The organism is Mycobacterium venezuelense (assembly GCF_054919535.1).
The window spans coordinates 1-15,704 of sequence record NZ_JBONDW010000003.1 but is presented as its reverse complement, the minus strand read 5'-3'; the positions used below and the strand labels follow the sequence as shown (position 1 = coordinate 15,704).

Here is a 15,704-nt window from a genome sequence, read left to right as displayed (position 1 = left end):
GGCGCCAGATGAGCACGGCCACTTCACCGGTCCGCGCTTGTTGAACTGGAATCAAACCTGCGGCATGTGACGGTCCGAGGTCGCCGCCGTGGTCTTTCTATTGCGCCGCAACGCCCGGCGCATTGCTTGTGTAACGGTTGGATGGCGGCGGTCACGTCGGATCCGACATCACCGTCGAGTGCGGATTGGGGCCCAGCAGATCGCGGCGTTCCCGCAGCACGATCACGGTGAGCACGGCAAGACCGAGCAGCGACGAAATCAGCAGTGCCGTCCGCGTTCCGAGCAGCTCCGCGCCGAGGCCGATGAGCGACATCCCGATGGGCAGCGCTCCGATGGCGGTACTGAGCACACCGAGGGCCACGCCCCGCTCGGACGCGCCCGCGGATTCGATGGCCAAGAGACTCTGCATCGACCCGAACCCGGCCTGGCCGACACCCGCTACGAACAGCGCGACGAACGCGACGATGAGCACGGGAATGGTTGCGAAAACGAACAATCCGGTGAGGGCAACGGCCGAGCCACAGGCGAACACCAAGCCGTGACGGTACAGCGGACGGGTGCTGAGGATCAGACCCGCGATGATCTGCCCGAAGCCGGGAGCGGCCGCGAGCGCCCCGGCGACCACCGCACTGACTGCGAACCCCTCGGCCACGACCGGCACCAGCGGCATATAGCCGAACATGCACAGGTTCATCACCACCGTGATCGCGAGCATGGCGACAAACCGCCTGCTTCGCCGCACCAGCCCCGCGCTCGCCCGCACCTGGCTTCGCAGTGAGACCGCACCCGGCGCAGGTGGCGCGGCGGCGTGACGAGGATGCGGCACGAAAGCCAACAGGACCGTCGAGATGCACAGCATCGCGCCCATACCGGCGAACCCGGCGCCCATCCCGAGCTGGTGGATCAGCACGCCGCCGACGAGGGTACCGAACATCGCCGAACCCGCCTGCGCGGTCGCCTCGATCGTCATCGCCCGACTGGCCAGCCCCGGCCCCACCGTTTCGTAGATCAGCGGGCGCTGCGCGGTCATGTTGACCAGGCCGCCAATGCCGACGAGGAACATGAACGGGAACGTCATCCACACCTCGACCCGGCCCGACTGCACCGCGGCGAACATCAACAGCTCGACCGGGATGAGGACCAACTGCACGGTCAGGATCAGTCGCTTGCGTTCGACCCGGTCGCTGATCACGCCGGCGAAGAACCCGCCGAGCAGCATCGGCAGGAAGAACAGCGCCCCCACCACCTGGTTGAGAACCGGCTGGTCGGCGATCTGAGTGAGCAGGTAGCTGGTGGTGAACAGCGCGCCCCACCGGGTCGTGTGCCAGATCAGCGAGCTCAGAAACAGGTTGCGATAGCCCGACACTCGCAGCAGGCACCGGAGCCCCGGCCGGTCCGCCGCCTGCTCGCTCGCGAGCGCGACCACGTCGTCGGCGGTCATGCGGCGGCCGCTGCGCCGGACCCGGCGCGGCGCTGCCGCAGCAGTCCCACCAGAACCGGCAGGGTTAGCGCGGCGGAGCCGACCGTCAGCGCTGCGAATCCAGCCCAGTTCATGATCAATCCGCACACCACGCTGGCCAGGCCGCCGCACACGGCGGTGATCAGGTCCGCGGTGCCCTGTACGGGCACGCGGTATTCGAAGGGGATGTGCTCGACCAGCAGGCTTGACCCGCCTATGAGGGCGAGCGTCCAGCCCAACCCGAGGGCGAACATCGCCGCGAACATGACCGGCACACTCTCGGATGCGAACGCGGTCAGTCCGCATGCGGCGATCAGGACCAGCGCGCCGGTGCGCACCGAGACCAGCCGCCCACGGCGGTCGGCGTAGCGGCCGACGAGCGGGCTGAACGCGAACATGCCCGCGATGTGCGCGGAGACCACGAACGAGCTGATCGCCTCATGGTTGTGGGCCTTCATGTCGATCGGCGCCATCGCCATGACACCGACCATCACCGCCTGCGCGGTGACCATCGCCAGCAGGGCCAGCCGCGCCATCGGGGAGGCGGCAATCACGCGCAGCGACTCCCGCAGCCGTACCGGCCGGTCGTCGGCGGCGGTGCGGTGTTCGGCCGCCGACACCAGCAGCGGATCGGGCCGCAGCCGCACGGCGACGTTGATACCGGCGCACGCGAAGAAGAACGAGCTGAAAAGCCATGGTCCGGCGTACAAGTCGAGGCCGAACAACGCGACGCCGAGATGCTCGGCCGGCACGACGAGTGTGGGACCGAACACCGCACCGAAAGTCGCCGCGAACAGGATGCGGCCCATCGCGCGCCCGCGCTCATCCGGTTCGGCCAGATCGGTGGCGGCATAGCGGGCCAGCAGGTTGGTCGCCGACCCCGCACCGTAGAGCAACAGGCCGGCCAAAAACACCGCAAGCATTGCGATTTGCACACCGACGCAGGCGATCAGGCCACCGGCGGTCGCCAGGCCGTAACCCATCTGCATGCCGGCACGACGGCCGTAGCGGCGCATCACGCGCGACAGAAATTGCGCCATCGCGCCCGACCCGGCCGTCACAGCGGCGGTCGAGACTCCCACCCATGGCGTGCCGACACCGACGATGTCCTCAACGACGAAACCCCCAACGGTGATCGCCGCGCCGAGGGCGGCGGCCCCGACCACCTGGCCCATGACGAGGACTCGCAGGGTGCGCCGCTGCAACGCGGCCCGCTCGGCGATCGACAGCGGATCGGATTTGTTCGCCGTCGCTTTTCGCCCGCTCACCGGCATCCTTCGCCCTCCTCGGCCTCGCCTCGGGCCATCGAGACCGACAACCCGAATTCGCACGGTAATGAGCGGGCGTGACGACGCCGGATCACCACGGTTCCCACACCATTGCGCCGAAGGGCCTGGGCAACAGGGAGATTCGATCGGCGCAATGGCGGGTTAACGTCGGAGCTCAGAATTCGCGCAGCGTTTCCCGCAGGGTCGACTTCGTGTACTCGGTGCGGCTGAGGCCCAGCCGCTGCAGTTCCGGCACCAGGCCGTCGGTGATCGACGAGATGTAGTTGCGGTTCAGGTCCCAGCCCGGCTTCATGATGAGGAACCCGTCACCGCCGATCTCCTCCATCGCCTCGCCCATCTGACGGGCGACCTGTTCGGCCGTGCCGACGAACTCGACACCGGTGGTTGCCCAATCGATCGCCAACTGGCGCAACGTCTTCGACCCAGGACTGCCATCGCCACGCATGAAGTGTTCGAGCGATCCGCGCTCACCGTTGGTGGTCAGACCCTCCGGAAGCGGCTCGTCCCAGTCGAACTGCTTGAAATCGATCTCGGTGTTCGACGAGATGGAGACAAGCTGTTTTTCGATGTAGCTGCTCTTGGCGGTCAGGCGGTCGATTTCCGCACGCGCCTCGCCCTCGGTCGCGGCGACCACCGGCGACACGCAGAACATGAGCTTGATGTCGTCAGGATTGCGGCCTGCCTTGGCCGCGCGAGCCCGAATGTCGTTGCGGTACTCACGCATGCCCTCGACTCCCGTACCCACCGCGACGATCGCGTCGGCGGCACGCGACGCGAACGCCCGGCCCCGAGGAGACGCGCCTGCCTGGAGGATGGTCGGCTTGTGCTGTGGCGACGGCACCGTGTTCAGTGGGCCGCGGGACTTGAAGTACTTGCCAACGAAGTCAACAGTGCGGACCTTGCGGTAGTCGGCGTACGTGTGGGTCTCGCGATCCATCACGACCGCGTCGGCGTCCCACGAATCCCACAGCTCGCATACGAGGTCGTAGTACTCGTCGGCCACGTTGTACCGCTCGTCGTGTTCGGGCAGCGCGTCCAGCCCGAAGTTCTGCGCGGCCCGGTCCTCGGCCGACGACACGATGTTCCAACCGAACCGGCCCTCGGCGATGGAATCCACCGTCGACGCCAGCCGAGCCAGCAGGTACGGCGGGTAGAACGAGGTCGACATCGTCGCGACCACACCCAGCTTCGACGTGTTCGCAGCGATCTGCACGGCCAACGGCACCGGATCGTGCTTCGGCGCGAAGACCGAGTTCTTGAGCGCGCCCTCCATCGATCCGCCGTAAGCGTCGGCCACCATCACGGTGTCCTCGATCATGATGAAGTCGAAGCAGGCCCGCTCCATGCTCTTGGCCATGTCGACGTAGAACCGGCCGTTGGCCCACTTCGCCACATCCGGTGAGGCCCACTGAGTGTCCCATTCCGGCGGAATGAAATTCATGAACCAACCCAGGTGGAGTTTCTTCGTCATCGCGGTCTCCTTCATGTCGCTGTGGAACTCATCGAACGACCGTTCGGTGTCATGCCGAATTCGCCCTCATAGCACTGCGATTACGCCACCGGACAAGCCACGCCCGAATCGCGTTGTGGCGCAATCAAAGGTTTACCCCCGGACCGAGCCGGCGAAATTGGGCGCGGGTTGACTACTGGCATGACTGTCGTTGTCGTAGGAAATCCCAAGCCGATGTCGCGAACGCGCGCCGCAGCCGAGTTGGTTGCCGAGAAGCTCACCGGCGATGCTCCCCAACATGTGATCGATGTCGTCGACCTCGGTGCCGGCCTGCTCGGTTGGGGCGATCCGAAGGTGGCCGAAGCGAAAGACATCGTGAAGTCCGCCGACTCGCTCGTGGTTGCCTCCCCCACCTTCAAGGCCACCTACACCGGGCTGCTGAAACTCTTCCTGGACCAGTTCGGGGCAGGCGAGCTCGGTCAGATCACGACGTTTCCGCTCATGCTCGGCGGCGCGTACACCCACGCACTGGCGCCCGAACTGACCCTGCGGCCCGTGCTTGTCGAGATCGGCGCGAGCTGCCCCGCGCCGAGCTTGTATCTGCTCGACTCCGAGTACGAGACGTCGGCCGATCTCGACAAATGGCTCGAGGTTGCCCGCCGGTTCGTCCCCGCGGTGTCGTCATGATCGCCGCGAACGACGACCGCTTCGATCCAGCCCTGCTTCGGCAGGCGTTCGGCTGTTTCCCGAGCGGCGTAACGGCTTTCTGCGGTCTACTCGACGGTGTCGCCGAAGGCATGGCGGCGAGTTCGTTCACCTCGGTTTCGCTCGATCCGCCGCTGGTTTCGGTCTGCGTCGCCAACACGTCGACGACGTGGCCGAAGCTGGCCGGGCTCCAGCGGGTCGGGCTGAGCGTGCTCGCCAGCGACCACGCGCCGATCGCTCGCGCTCTGTCGGCGAAGAACGGCGACCGGTTCAGCGGGGTCGACTGGACGGCGACCGAGAGCGGCGCGGTGTTCGTGCACGGCTCGACGCTCTGGCTGGAGTGCGCACCGTTCAAAATCGTCGAGGCCGGCGACCACGAAATCGTCGTGCTGCGGATCGTCGCGCTCGCCATGAATCCCGACGTACTGCCAATGGTTTTTCACCGCAGCAACTTCCACGAACTGGCGCCGGCGACCTGAGGATCACGTGCGTCGCAGCGAATGCGGCCACACGATCTGCGGAAAAAACGAGTTGCTCTCGATTCCGTCCATGTAGCCGTGGGCAATCGTCGAGTTCGGCGGCAGGCACAGCGGAATCCAGATCGCCTCGTCGAGAATGATCTCACTGCACCGCTGATAGATGGCATCCGCCTGTTGGGTGGTCGGCTGCCGTACCGCCTCGTCCATCAGCTGGTCGAGCTCCGGATTCGAATACTGGTAGAAGTTCAACGGTTTGGCACCGGTCCGGAGCAAGATACGGAACGTGGTGTCCAGGTGCAGCGCGTCACCGCCGATGAAGGTCACCATCATGTCGGGCCGCCGCTCAGGCGGCTGGTTGGCGAGGTCGAACTGTTCGGCCACCGGCAGGGTGCGCACGGTGACGTCGAGTCCATGGGCAGCGAGCTGACTCTGGATCAGCTCGGCCATCTGCTGGCGGGGCGCACCGCCGTCGGCGCTCCATGCGAGGTCGATCTTCTTCGACGGCAACCCCGCAACCATTGCCTTGAGCGGACCGGGGTCGACCGCGGCCGGGAACGGGGCGAGCTCCGGGGAGAACGTCTGGTCCGGCCACATGCCTTTCTGCACCGTGGTGAGACCGGCCCACGCCGGCTCGACGATCGCGTCGCGGTCCAGTGCGGTGAGCACGGCCTTGCGAAGCGCCTTGTCGGCGAAAATGCCCGAGTTGGGGTTCAACCAGATGGCCTCGCCGACCCCGCCGTACGCGTTGACCACCTTGAACTTTGGATTGTCCTGGTAGGCAACGACATCCGGAATTGCGAAGCCTTTGGTGACCATGTCGAACGCGCCCGAGTCGAGTTGCAGCTTCTGGGTGGCGATGCTCGGCGTGATCTCGATCCGGATGGCATCGAATGCCGCCTTCTCACCCCAGTAGTCGGGATACGCGGCGAGAGTGTAGTGGCTTCCTGGCACGAATTCCTTGATCGTGTACGGCCCGGTGCCTGCGTCGTTGGTCTTCAGCCACTCCTGCGCGAGGTCGCCACCGACGGCATGCTGCTCGACTGCCGTCGGGCTCACCGCGAACGGCTGCCACGGACAAGCGAGGTAGTGGAGGAACGCCGAGTTGGGCTCTTTGAGGGTGACGACGAAGGTCGTCGGGTTCGGCGCATCGGTCCCGGCGACACCAGCGACCATGTAAGAGGGACCCTGATTGACCGCCGTCCTGCGCTCGAAGCTCTTGGCCCATGCCGCCGCGTCGGCCGGCGTTCCATCGTGGAAAGTCACGTCGGGTTGCAACGCGAACGTGTACGTCAACTGGTCATCGGAGACCGTCCACGACTTCGCCAGGCTGCCGGTGAATTTCGATGAGCCCGGCTCGTAGCGCACCAGTCCCTCGTACGCGCATTCCATCAGCTGCGCACCTTCGCCTTCGTACATGATGTCGGGATCGGGAACCTGCATGTCGGCGAGGAACGGCATTCGCAAGGTGAGCGTGCCGCTGCTGGAACCGCCGCCGCCACCGCACGCGGCGAGGAACGACGCGAGGCCGATCCCTCCGACGGTGATGCCGCTTGCCTTCAGGAAGGTGCGACGGTCCCATGCCACCGGTACGTCTGCCGAATCGACCACGAAATCCTCCTTGAAAGTGACTGTTGACGTGACTGCACGGCGGCGTGCTGTCGCAGAAGTACACCGGCATCGCGTGACACCACCGCTTCGCGTCGGTACCCCTCGTATTACGCCGATTCCGGCGGCCGCTAGAACTCCAGAAGGTTCTCCCGGAAGGTGCTGTGGCTGTAGCCGTCGCGGATGAGGCCGCGTCTACGGAGCGCGGGGGCGAGTCCATCGGCGATCTCGGCGATATTGCGCCGGGTGACGGTCGGCGACAGCAGGAAGCCGTCGCCGCCGACCTCCTCCATCGCCTCACCCATCTTCGCCGCGACGGTGTCGGGTGAGCCGACGAATGCCAGCCCGGCATGAGTGTCGACGGTGGCGATGGCCTCGCGAAGCGTCTTGCCACGGGCGCCTTCGATGAAGGTGCGCAACGTGCTGGTCTCGCCGTTGCCCCATACGTCGGGCACCTCCTTGTCGAGATCGAAAGCGGAGAAGTCGAATTCCCCGCCCGAGGTGTAGCTCAGACCCCACAGCCGTCGCTCGATCGCGTGATCGCTCCAGCGGGCGGCCGTCGCAGCCTCTTCGCGCGCCTGCGCGACGCGGTCGGTGTCCCCGAGGATCGGATCGATCAGGAAGAGGATCTTCAGCGTGCTGGGATCGCGCCCGTAATCCTTCATCCGGCGGTGCATGTCCTGCCGGAACGCCTTCATTCCCTCGATGCTGGTGCCGTGCGCAAGCATCGACTCCGCATACTTCGCCGCGAGGTCACGCCCGGCCGATGAGGCACCGGCCTGCACGATGACGGGTCGGCGCTGCGGGCCTGGAATGGTGTTCAGCGGCCCCCGGGTACGGAAGTACTTGCCCTCGAAGTCGACGGGGTGCACCTTGCGGTGGTCGGCATAGCGCGGGGTCTCCTGATCCACCAGGACCGCACCGTCCTCCCATGAGTCCCACAGCGCCCCAACGGCTTCCATCCACTCCTTGGCCATCTCGTAGCGTTCGCCGTGCAGCATCAACTCGTCGTATCCGTACTGTTGCGCCGCCCGCGTCGAGCTTCCGGTCACGACATTGAGCCCGACGCGCCCCTCGGTCAGATGGTCGAGCGTCGTCATCGTCCGCGCCGCCATGAAGGGGTGATAGAAGCTTGTCGACAGCGTGACGGCGATTCCGATGTGTTTCGTGCGCTGCGTCAACAGCGGGACCAGCGGTACGGGATCGCACTTCGGCGCCAGCAGACCGTACTTGAGCGTGGTTTCCATGGAACGGCCGTATGCGTCCTCGATCATGCTGGTGTCTTCGACGAGCAGATAGTCGAAGCGCGCCCGTTCGAGCGACGCGGCAAGATCGACGAACAGCTCGCCCGTCATCCAGTCCTTGCCAGTTGTGCCCACCCACGGATCCAACGCCCACGTCTGCACGGAGAACCCGCTGCCGAGAAACCACCCCAGGTGAAACATGGCACCAATGTGGATCGCTGATGTTTCCGCCGGCGATGTGCTCGGTGCCGGACGCATTACGCTGGACAACCGCGAGTGTGGCGCTCGTCACGGTCTGTCACATTTCGGCGGCGCGCGGTGTCTTGAGGGCACAAGCCTTTGAAAGGAGACACTCGTGAATGACCAGACAGCACACGTCGTCGTGATCGGCGGTGGATACGCCGGGGTCCTTGCCGCCAACCACCTGCAGAGCAATCCTGGCCTGGCCATCACCCTGGTGAACCCGCGGCCGAAGTTCGTCGAGCGGATTCGCCTGCACCAGATGGCGGCGGGCAACTACGACGCCGCCGCGGACTACGCCAACCTGCTGGGTGACCGGGTCCGCCTGGTCGTCGACGGCGCCGAGCGCATCGACGCCGAGATCCGTCAGGTCCAGCTGACCTCGGGGGACGTGCTGGACTACGACTACCTGATCTACGCCGTCGGCAGCACCGGCGGGGTTCCGGCATCGATACCGGGTGCTGCTGAATTCGCCTATCCGCTCAGCGAATTCGAGCAGGCCCAACGCCTGCGCGCCCGGCTCCAGGATGTGCCGATGTCCGCGCCTATCGTGGTGGTCGGTGGCGGGCTCACCGGAATCGAGGCGGCGGGCGAGTTCGCCGAAGCGGGCCGCAACGTCACCCTCGTCACCGACGTGGTCGGGGCTTCTCTGGGCGTGCAGGCACGGCGCTCGGTGGTCAAGGCGCTCACGAAACTCGGCGTCACGATCGTCGACGGCCCCGACATCCTGGTCGCAGGCGTCGGGCCGGATTCAGTCACGATGGCCGACGGCAATCGGCTGCCCGCTGCGGTGACGGTGTGGACCACCGGATTCGGTGTACCCGGTCTCGCCGCGGCCAGTGGTCTGACCACCGACGGGCTCGGCAGGCTGCTCACCGACGAGACTCTCACCAGCGTCGACGACGCCCGCATCGTCGCGGCCGGCGACGCCGCGTCGCCGTCGGGCGTGCCGCTGCGCATGAGCTGCCAGGCCGCCGGGCCCATGGGCGTGCAGGCCGCCAACACAGTCCTCGCCCGCGTCGCCGGCGAGAAGCCCGCAGAGCTGAACCAGGCGTTCAGCGGGCAGTGCATCAGCGTCGGGCGCACCTACGGGACTGTGCAGATCTCGCATTCCGACGACACGCCGCGACGGATCTACCTCGGCGGGCGCACCGCGGCATTCGTCAAAGAACAGGTCTGCCGGGCCACGGTGACCTTCATGGGCAAGGAAGGCCGCAAACCCGGCTCGTACTTCTGGTTCAAGGGCGGCGACCGGGAACGCCAGATCGCCGAGGCACGCAAGGAGACCGTCGTCCGATGACACAACCCAGCGCAGGTAACTCGACCGAACACGCCGAACGGTTCACGCTGCTGCGGCCGTTGCTGTTCACCATCGCCTACGAGATTCTGGGCACTGCAACGGAATCCGACGATGTGCTGCAGGAGAGTTACCTGCGCTGGGCCGAGGTGGACCTGGCGACGGTGACCGACACCAAGGCCTACCTGGCCAAGCTCGTCACCCGCCAGGCCCTCAACGCTATGCGAGCCGAATCTCGCAGGCGCGAGGACTATGTCGGGCCGTGGCTGCCCGAGCCGCTGCTGCTCGATCACCGGGACGGCGCTGCCGACGCGGTGCTCGCCGAATCGGTGTCGATGGCCATGCTCGTGGTGCTGGAGACGTTGACACCCGATGAGCGTGCGGTGTTCGTGCTGCGGGAGGTGTTCGGCTTCAGCCACGACGAAATCGCATCGGCCATAGGCAAATCCGCGAGCGCGGTGCGACAGATGGCGCACCGCGCCCGCGAGCATGTGCAGTCGCGGCGCAAGCGATTCGAGCCGGTCGACCCGCAGCTGTCGATGGAAGTGACCGCGCGGTTCTTCGCGGCCGCCTCGACCGGCGACATGGACACATTGCTGGAGGTGCTGGCACCGGACGTCGTGTGGACGGCGGACAGCGCCGGCAAGCGCAGCGCCGCCCGCCGCCCGGTTTCGGGCGCCGTGGCCGTGGCCCGGCTGGTCATTGGTCTGGTGCGGATGGGCGGCGAGTCCGCACGCGTCGAGCCCGCGATGTTCAACAACGCCCCGTCGCTCAAGCTCTACCTCGGTGACAGCTTCGAAGGCGTGATCACCGTCGAGATCACCGACGGCCGCATCACCCACTTCTACGCGATGCGCAATCCGGACAAGCTCACCGGCGTCGACATCCCGCGGACGATCAGCCGCTAGCGTTCTGCCACGCTGGTGGCATGCGGATCGAGCGGCTCGGCGACCTGGGTGAGGCACCCGCCTTGCTGCGCAGCGTCGCGGCCGCGGCGGCTGCCGCTCACCTGCCGCCGCCCGCCGCCCTGATCGGTGACTGGTTCGGGTCTCGCGCGGTGATCGCCCCGTCGCTGGCTGCCCTACCGGTCGCCCCGGCGACCGTGTTCGACGCACCGCCCGGCGCCGACGACATCGTCGGCGGCGGCTGGTTCGGCTACCTGTCCTATCCCGATCCGGGTGCTCGAGAGTCGACACCGCGCATCCCCGAGGCGGCGGGCGGATGGTCGGACTGCGTGCTGCGCCAAGACGCCGACGGCGACTGGTGGTACGAAAGCCTCACCGGCACAGCATTTCCCGACTGGCTGCGCGTTCTGCCTGCCGTGCCGCCCGTGCCGTACACGCTCGAGTGGGTAGCGCCCGACCGCGCAAGCCACCGGCACGGTGTGCTCGCGTGCCTCGACGCCATCGCCGCCGGTGAGGTGTATCAGGCCTGCGTCTGCACGCGGTTCACCGGCCGGATCGACGGGTCCGCGCTGGAGTTCTTCGCCGATGCGGTGACCCGGACCGCGCCTGCCCGTGCCGCGTACATCGCAGGGCACTGGGGCGCGGTGGCCTCGCTGTCGCCGGAACTGTTCCTGAGCCGGCGTGGCACGTCGGTGACGTCGAGCCCGATCAAGGGGACGTTGCCGCGCCATGCCGATCCGTCCGGCCTGCTCGCCTCGGTCAAGGACGTGGCGGAGAACATCATGATCGTCGACCTCGTCCGCAACGACCTGGGCCGCGTCTCGCACACCGGGAGTGTGACCGTGCCCGAACTGCTGGCGATACGCCCGGCGCCAGGGGTCTGGCATCTGGTCTCGACCGTCACCGCGCAGGTCGACACCGCGGTGCCCATGTCGGCGTTACTCGACGCGGCGTTCCCACCTGCGTCGGTGACCGGAACCCCCAAGGGCCGCGCTCGCGAGCTGTTGCGGGGGTGGGAGCCGGCCCGGCGGGGGGTCTATTGCGGCACTGTCGGTTTGGCTTCACCGGTGGCGGGTTGCGAGCTGAACGTCGCGATCCGCACCGTCGAATTCGACGCCTCCGGCGCGGCGATGCTGGGCGTCGGCGGCGGCATCACTGCCGATTCCGATGTCGACGCCGAGTGGGACGAGTGTCTGCACAAGGCGTCGAGCCTCGTGGAGTCGCGCACTGTGGTAATCAATCCGCTATGACCACACCGGCCGATATTCCCCGCGCACTGAACGACTTCCCGTCCGACGCGCCGATCGTGATGGTGAACCTGCTGAAGTTCAAGGAACCCGACGGGCTGGACAGCTATATGAAGTACGGCGAAGGCGTGGCCCCGCTGCTGGAGCGTGCCGGCGCGAAGGTCCGCTACGGCGGGTCGGCGCCTGCGGTCCTCCTCGGCGAAGACGCGAAGCCCTGGTGGGACGTCATCCTCGTGGTCGAGTATCCGACGCCTGCGGCCTTTCTGGAGATGGTGGCCAGCGAGGAGTATGCGGCCGTGCACAAGCATCGGGCCGCGGCGCTGGAACGCGGCGAGCTGATCGCGACGTCGAACTGGTCGGTCACCCCGTAGAGCGCGCACGCAGCACGGCGTCGTAGAGCTCACGCCGGGACGGTGCGCCGGGATTGTCGGCAACCACCTGCGCACACGCGTCCTTCACGCGGGCGCCCGCCTCGACCAGGTCCTCGACCTCGGCCACCAAGGCGTCCAGATCAGCCGTCGGGGTCGCGCCGTCGAGCACCACGGTGATCTCGCCCAGCACTCCGTCAGCAGCCCATTCGGCCAGTTCTTCGAGCGTTCCCCGGACGATCTCCTCATGGATCTTGGTCAGCTCGCGGCAGACCACCGCTCTACGTGCCGGGCCGAGCGCGTCGACGGCGTCGCGCAGCGTCTCGGCCAGCCGGCGCGGAGATTCGAAGAACACGCACGTGCGTCGTTCGGTCGCGAGCGTCTGCAACCACGTCATACGGGCCGCGTGCTTGCGCGGCGCGAAACCTTCGAAGCAGAACCGGTCCGACGCGAGGCCCGACACCGCGAGCGCCGTCGTCACCGCCGACGGGCCAGGCAGGCAGCTGACCGGCAGGCCCGCCTCGACGCAGGCCGCCACCAGCCGGTAACCGGGATCGTTGATCAACGGCATACCGGCGTCGCTGACCACGAGCACCGTCGCACCGGACGAGATCTCCTCGACCAGGCCCGGAACGCGACTGGCCTCGTTCTGGTCGAAGAAACTCAGCACCCGGCCGCGCGGGGTGACCTCGAGCGCCTGCGCGAGTGACCGGACCCTCCTGGTGTCCTCGGCAGCGATGATGTCGGCGCTCTTCAGCGCCGTGACCAGCCGCGCCGAGGCGTCCGAAGGCTGCCCCAACGGCGTGGCGCCGATCAACAGTTTGCCGGGTGTCACGACCGACAGCCTACGATCGCTTGCGTGACCGCCCCCGCCACCGATATGCCGACGGCTGGTCGCTCGGTCCCGTTGATCAGCCCGGCGCCGGTGATCCCGGCACCCGATTTCGGTCCGGTCGACCGATTGCAGGGCTGGGCGATGACGGCCGTCATCACCGCTCTCGCCGCGGTGAGCAGGTTCCTCAACCTGGGCTCGCCGACCGACGCAGGCACGCCGATCTTCGACGAGAAGCACTACGCGCCCCAGGCCTGGCAGGTGCTGCACAATCACGGCGTCGAGGACAACCCGGGTTACGGGCTCGTGGTGCACCCGCCGGTGGGCAAGCAGCTCATCGCCATCGGCGAGTGGCTGTTCGGCTACAACGGGCTCGGCTGGCGGTTCTCCGGCGCGGTGTGCGGTGTCATCCTCGTGATGCTCGTCGTGCGCATCGCGCGACGGATCACCCGCTCGACGCTCGTCGGCGGCATCGCCGGCCTCCTGCTGATCGCCGAGGGCGTCAGTTTCGTCTCGGCGCGCACGGCACTGCTCGATGCATTCCTGACGATGTTCGTTGTCGCGGCGTTCGCGTGCTTGATGGTCGACCGCGATCAGGTCCGCGAACGGATGCACGTGGCGTTCCTGGAGGGCCGCATCGCCGAGACGCCGTTGGGCCCACGCCTCGGTGTGCGGTGGTGGCGGTTCGGTGCCGGGGTGCTGCTCGGGTTGGCTTGTGCGACAAAGTGGTCCGGCCTGTACTTCGTGCTGTTCTTCGGGGTGATGACGCTCGTGTTCGACGCCGTCGCACGCAGGCAGTATCACGTACCGCAACCCTGGCGCGGCATGCTGCGGCGCGATGTGGGCCCTGCGGTTTATGCGCTCGGGTTGATCCCGTTCGGGGTGTATCTCGCGTCGTATGCGCCGTGGTTCGCGTCCGAAACCGGGGTCGACCGCCATGAGGTCGGTCAGTCCATCGGCGAGAACAGCATCCTGCCGCTGCCCGACGCCGTGCGGTCGCTGTGGCACTACACCTATGCCGCCTACCGATTCCACTCCGGGCTCACCAACGCCGACGGCAACCACCATCCGTGGGAGTCGAAGCCGTGGACGTGGCCGATGTCATTGCGGCCCGTGCTCTACGCGATCGACAACCAGGATGTGCCCGGCTGCGGCGCGCAATCGTGTGTGAAGGCCGTGATGCTCGTCGGCACGCCTGCCATGTGGTTCATCGCGGTGCCGGTGATCGGCTGGGCGTTGTGGCGGGCCGTGGTTCGCCGCGACTGGCGCTACGGCGCGGTGCTCGTCGGCTACTCGGCGGGCTTCCTGCCGTGGTTCGCCGACATCGACCGGCAGATGTACTTCTTCTACGCGACCGTCATGGCGCCGTTTCTCGTGCTCGCGATCGCCCTGATCCTCGGCGACATTCTGTACAAACCCAATCAGAACCCCGAGCGGCGAACGTTGGGACTCTTGACGGTGTGTTTCTATGTGGCGCTTGTGATCACGAACTTCGCCTGGATGTATCCGATCCTCACGGGTCTGCCGATCTCGCAGGCCACATGGAACCTGCAGATCTGGTTGCCGAGCTGGCGGTAGTGCGCGGCCTGCGCGTTGAAATTGCGCTCAGGGTTGTGCTTTCGAGTTATCCACAGCCCTACGCGCAATCTCGACGTCGACGCTGAGAAATGTCGGTCGCGCTGCGCAACATCACGCCATGCGAGACGTGTTCATCGGCAGCGAAATGCTCAGAGCCGGTGCTCTGACGCGTGGCGACCTGCGGTGGAATTACCGGGCGATCTTTCCCGACATCTACGTGCCGAATAAGGCAGCGCCGTCGCTGCGCCGTAGAACCGTTGGCGCATGGCTGTGGTCGGGCCGCAACGCCGTGATCGCCGGACGGGCGGCGGCCGCTTTGCACGGTGCACGGTGGGCTTCTGCCGCCACACCGGTCGAGTTGATCTGGCGTAACGGTCGTCCACCTCCGGGCATCGTCGTGCGGAACGAGCGGATTGACGCGGACGAAGTCATCGAAATCGACGGCTTACCGGTGATGACGCCGGAGCGCACGGCGTTTGACCTGGGACGGCATCTGACCCGCGACGTCGCGGTCCGCTACTTGGACGCGCTCGCCCGCGCCACCCACGTCAAGGCGGTCGATGCGCTGATACTGGCCGACCGTTACCCACGGGCACGCGGCTTGCGCCGATCCGAGATCGCTCTCGACCTGATGGACGGAGGTGCCGAGTCGCCGAAAGAGACCTGGCTGCGCCTGGTTCTGATGGACGGCGGCCTACCGCGACCAGCTACACAGATCCAGGTGACCGACGGGTTCAACGAGGCGTTTATCGACATGGGCTACGAGGGGCCGAAGGTCGGTTTCGACTATGAGGGCAAACATCACAGCGAGGACCGCAGGCAATACGTGTTCGATATCGGGCGAGCCGAGTTGATCGACCGCGAAGGCTGGGACGACATCCGCGTGGTAGCCGAGCACAGCAAGGCCTATATCCTCCACCGAGCGCGCGAAGCGTTGAAATTGCGCTCAGGGTTGTGAATTCGCCAAAACCACAGCCATCACCGCAATCTCGACGACCGACCACAA

General features: G+C 66.7%; 14 protein-coding genes. 8 read left to right on the top strand and 6 right to left on the bottom strand.

Annotated features, from left to right (window positions below):
* Nucleotides 1-151: 151 nt before the first annotated feature.
* The 3 genes from ACRCUN_RS05195 to ACRCUN_RS05185 all read right to left on the bottom strand — a co-directional run bounded on the left by ACRCUN_RS05195 (nucleotide 152) and on the right by ACRCUN_RS05185 (nucleotide 4,219).
* Complete coding sequence (locus ACRCUN_RS05195) at nucleotides 152-1,441, bottom strand: MFS transporter (RefSeq protein ID WP_462140609.1); 1,290 nt, start codon at nucleotides 1,439-1,441, stop codon at nucleotides 152-154.
* Entirely contained in the window at nucleotides 1,438-2,727 is a 1,290-nt protein-coding gene (locus tag ACRCUN_RS05190) for an MFS transporter (protein WP_462140608.1), read from the bottom strand. The genes ACRCUN_RS05195 and ACRCUN_RS05190 overlap by 4 nt, the downstream gene beginning before the upstream one ends.
* A 175-nt stretch (nucleotides 2,728-2,902) precedes the next feature.
* A complete protein-coding gene (locus tag ACRCUN_RS05185) occupies nucleotides 2,903-4,219 on the bottom strand; it encodes an NtaA/DmoA family FMN-dependent monooxygenase (RefSeq protein WP_462140607.1) in 1,317 nt (438 codons plus the stop codon).
* Between the two features lie 180 nt (nucleotides 4,220-4,399).
* Here ACRCUN_RS05185 and ACRCUN_RS05180 point away from each other — a divergent pair, with 180 nt between their 5' ends.
* Nucleotides 4,400-4,885, top strand: coding sequence for an NADPH-dependent FMN reductase (locus ACRCUN_RS05180; protein ID WP_462140606.1), 486 nt, complete (start codon nucleotides 4,400-4,402; stop codon nucleotides 4,883-4,885).
* Nucleotides 4,882-5,382 (top strand): flavin reductase family protein, encoded by a 501-nt coding sequence (locus tag ACRCUN_RS05175; RefSeq protein WP_462140605.1) that lies wholly within the window; start codon nucleotides 4,882-4,884, stop codon nucleotides 5,380-5,382. The genes ACRCUN_RS05180 and ACRCUN_RS05175 overlap by 4 nt, the downstream gene beginning before the upstream one ends.
* Before the next feature lie 3 nt (nucleotides 5,383-5,385).
* On the opposite strand, the gene ACRCUN_RS05170 is transcribed toward ACRCUN_RS05175, so the two are convergent.
* Together ACRCUN_RS05170 and ACRCUN_RS05165 are read right to left on the bottom strand one after the other, a co-directional pair.
* Nucleotides 5,386-6,990, bottom strand: a complete 1,605-nt coding sequence (locus ACRCUN_RS05170; protein WP_462140604.1) for an ABC transporter substrate-binding protein — start codon at nucleotides 6,988-6,990, stop codon at nucleotides 5,386-5,388.
* Between the two features lie 128 nt (nucleotides 6,991-7,118).
* A complete protein-coding gene (locus tag ACRCUN_RS05165) occupies nucleotides 7,119-8,432 on the bottom strand; it encodes an NtaA/DmoA family FMN-dependent monooxygenase (protein ID WP_462140603.1) in 1,314 nt (437 codons plus the stop codon).
* Between the two features lie 154 nt (nucleotides 8,433-8,586).
* On the opposite strand from ACRCUN_RS05165, the gene ACRCUN_RS05160 reads away from it, so the two are divergent.
* The 4 genes from ACRCUN_RS05160 to ACRCUN_RS05145 are packed head-to-tail and all read left to right on the top strand — an operon-like array spanning nucleotide 8,587 to nucleotide 12,291.
* Nucleotides 8,587-9,771 (top strand): NAD(P)/FAD-dependent oxidoreductase, encoded by a 1,185-nt coding sequence (locus tag ACRCUN_RS05160; protein ID WP_462140602.1) that lies wholly within the window; start codon nucleotides 8,587-8,589, stop codon nucleotides 9,769-9,771.
* Nucleotides 9,768-10,676, top strand: coding sequence for an RNA polymerase sigma factor SigJ (sigJ, locus tag ACRCUN_RS05155; protein ID WP_462140601.1), 909 nt, complete (start codon nucleotides 9,768-9,770; stop codon nucleotides 10,674-10,676). Before ACRCUN_RS05160 ends, sigJ begins: the two co-directional genes overlap by 4 nt.
* A gap of 20 nt (nucleotides 10,677-10,696) precedes the next feature.
* A complete protein-coding gene (locus tag ACRCUN_RS05150; protein ID WP_462140600.1) occupies nucleotides 10,697-11,923 on the top strand; it encodes an aminodeoxychorismate synthase component I in 1,227 nt (408 codons plus the stop codon).
* Complete coding sequence (locus tag ACRCUN_RS05145; protein ID WP_462140599.1) at nucleotides 11,920-12,291, top strand: DUF1330 domain-containing protein; 372 nt, start codon at nucleotides 11,920-11,922, stop codon at nucleotides 12,289-12,291. The genes ACRCUN_RS05150 and ACRCUN_RS05145 overlap by 4 nt, the downstream gene beginning before the upstream one ends.
* On the opposite strand, the gene rsmI is transcribed toward ACRCUN_RS05145, so the two are convergent.
* A complete protein-coding gene (gene rsmI, locus ACRCUN_RS05140) occupies nucleotides 12,281-13,123 on the bottom strand; it encodes a 16S rRNA (cytidine(1402)-2'-O)-methyltransferase (protein ID WP_462140598.1) in 843 nt (280 codons plus the stop codon). The genes ACRCUN_RS05145 and rsmI overlap by 11 nt on opposite strands.
* 45 nt (nucleotides 13,124-13,168) lie before the next feature.
* Between rsmI and ACRCUN_RS05135 the strand changes: the two genes are divergently transcribed.
* Both ACRCUN_RS05135 and ACRCUN_RS05130 read left to right on the top strand, forming a co-directional pair.
* Complete coding sequence (locus ACRCUN_RS05135) at nucleotides 13,169-14,698, top strand: dolichyl-phosphate-mannose--protein mannosyltransferase (RefSeq protein ID WP_462140966.1); 1,530 nt, start codon at nucleotides 13,169-13,171, stop codon at nucleotides 14,696-14,698.
* A 118-nt stretch (nucleotides 14,699-14,816) separates the two neighbouring features.
* The gene (locus ACRCUN_RS05130) at nucleotides 14,817-15,656 is read left to right on the top strand and encodes a type IV toxin-antitoxin system AbiEi family antitoxin (protein WP_462140597.1); all 840 of its coding nucleotides are present in this window, start codon (nucleotides 14,817-14,819) and stop codon (nucleotides 15,654-15,656) included.
* Nucleotides 15,657-15,704: the final 48 nt, after the last annotated feature.

Coding starts and splice junctions, on each gene's coding strand:
- ACRCUN_RS05195 (WP_462140609.1), bottom strand. CDS start 1,441: ATGACCGCCGACGACGTGGTCGCGCTCGCGAGCGAGCAGGCGGCGGAC.
- ACRCUN_RS05185 (WP_462140607.1), bottom strand. CDS start 4,219: ATGACGAAGAAACTCCACCTGGGTTGGTTCATGAATTTCATTCCGCCG.
- ACRCUN_RS05180 (WP_462140606.1), top strand. CDS start 4,400: ATGACTGTCGTTGTCGTAGGAAATCCCAAGCCGATGTCGCGAACGCGC.
- ACRCUN_RS05175 (WP_462140605.1), top strand. CDS start 4,882: ATGATCGCCGCGAACGACGACCGCTTCGATCCAGCCCTGCTTCGGCAG.
- ACRCUN_RS05165 (WP_462140603.1), bottom strand. CDS start 8,432: ATGTTTCACCTGGGGTGGTTTCTCGGCAGCGGGTTCTCCGTGCAGACG.
- sigJ (WP_462140601.1), top strand. CDS start 9,768: ATGACACAACCCAGCGCAGGTAACTCGACCGAACACGCCGAACGGTTC.
- ACRCUN_RS05150 (WP_462140600.1), top strand. CDS start 10,697: ATGCGGATCGAGCGGCTCGGCGACCTGGGTGAGGCACCCGCCTTGCTG.
- ACRCUN_RS05145 (WP_462140599.1), top strand. CDS start 11,920: ATGACCACACCGGCCGATATTCCCCGCGCACTGAACGACTTCCCGTCC.
- ACRCUN_RS05135 (WP_462140966.1), top strand. CDS start 13,169: ATGCCGACGGCTGGTCGCTCGGTCCCGTTGATCAGCCCGGCGCCGGTG.
- ACRCUN_RS05130 (WP_462140597.1), top strand. CDS start 14,817: ATGCGAGACGTGTTCATCGGCAGCGAAATGCTCAGAGCCGGTGCTCTG.